At 77.0% G+C, this 1,380-nt stretch carries 1 protein-coding gene and 1 pseudogene; one reads left to right on the top strand and one right to left on the bottom strand.

What is annotated here, in order from left to right; translation table 11 throughout:
- A pseudogene (locus tag AB0E96_RS41165) lies at nucleotides 1–500 on the top strand (hypothetical protein); the annotation flags it as partial.
- A 42-nt stretch (nucleotides 501–542) separates the two neighbouring features.
- Here AB0E96_RS41165 and AB0E96_RS41160 read toward each other — a convergent pair.
- Nucleotides 543–1,307, bottom strand: coding sequence for a DUF6350 family protein (locus tag AB0E96_RS41160; protein WP_359831960.1), 765 nt, complete (start codon nucleotides 1,305–1,307; stop codon nucleotides 543–545).
- Between the last annotated feature and the right edge of the window lie 73 nt (nucleotides 1,308–1,380).

Here is a 1,380-nt window from a genome sequence, read left to right as displayed (position 1 = left end):
TCATGCTGCGCACCAGCTGCGGCACGAAGACCGCGTTCAGCGCGCCGCCGCCGATCAGGATGTACAGCAGGGTCGGCAGGGTGTTCGCGGCGTTGCCGGCCCACCGCAAGGCCCGCAACGCCGCGCTGGCCGGACCGTTCGCGCTGGTCTGCCTGTTCACCGGGTTCCACTGGATCGCCCTGGTGATCGGGGCGCTCGGCATCGTCTGGGGCGTCGGCGCGCTGCGCGGCCGGCGGCCGGCCCCGGCCGCCGGCGCGGTCGCCGGGCCGGGCGGGCCGTTCCCCACGGCCCCGGCGCCGAACCCGCTCACCCCGGCCGCGCTCGCCGGCATCCTGACCGGCGCGATGACCATCGTGGTCGCCGCCACGGTGATCGGCCTCGGGTACCACTACCGCGACTACGTCACCTGCGTCCAGGACTCGCTGACCAGCGTCGGCGCCCAGAACTGCGACCGGTACGCGCCGCAGTGGTACGTGGACTTCACCGGGAACACCGAGTGACCTGGTAGCCGGGCCGCGCGAACGGGGCGGGCACGGCGCCGGTCAGTCGTCCGGGACCGCCCGGCCGTCCGGGAGCCGGTCCTCGAGGCCCGGATCGTCGAGGTCCACGTCGTCGGCACTCCCGATGCCCGGTCCGGAGAGCCGCAGCACGAGGGCGTACGTACGGGCGCGCAGCACCAGCGCGCTCCGGCGGGCCTGCCGCGCGAGCCGGGCGCGCACGCCCACGCCGTCCGCCGGGCCCAGCAGGCGGTACCGGACCAGCAGCGCGCCCGGGACGGCGACCAGCGCGATCCAGCCCGCCGCCACCGGGCCCGTCCACGGCATCGGCCCCACCCAGGCCAGCCGCTCCGCCGCCAGCGCCCCGCCCGACAGCCAGCCCAGCACCGCCGTCCCGGCCCCGACCGACAGCGCCGCCGCCAGCGCGGCCACCGCCGTCGCGGCCGGCGGCCAGGACTCGGGCCGCTCCCCCGAACCGGCCCCCGGAAGCCTCCGGCCCGCCGCCGCCCGGCCCAGCAGCACCGCCGGCACCACCCCGGCCAACAGCGGCAGGGCCGACGCCGCGAGCCGCCAGCCGCCCGGCCCGTCCGCCGGCAGCAGGACGAACAGCGGGAACTCGGGCACCGGGCCCAGCACCGTGCCGGCCGGCGACACCACCGTCCCGGCACCCACCGCGAAGCCCGGCCCCAGCGCGTACGCCGTGCCCCACAGCACCGCGTTCGGCAGCAGGGCCAGCACGAGCAGCAGCAGCCCCGACAGGGCGGCGGGACCGCTCCCCAGCAGCGCCGCCCCGCGCCCGCCGCCGGCCACCGAGATCTGAAGAGCACACTACTGAACTACATACACACTCCTAAGCATCTCGTAAGCCTGGTTCTGGTTGAAA

Origin of the sequence: Kitasatospora sp. NPDC036755 (assembly GCF_040636595.1) — a bacterium.
In the GTDB taxonomy this organism is placed as follows: domain Bacteria; phylum Actinomycetota; class Actinomycetes; order Streptomycetales; family Streptomycetaceae; genus Kitasatospora.
This window is presented reverse-complemented; position numbering and strand designations above follow the sequence as displayed.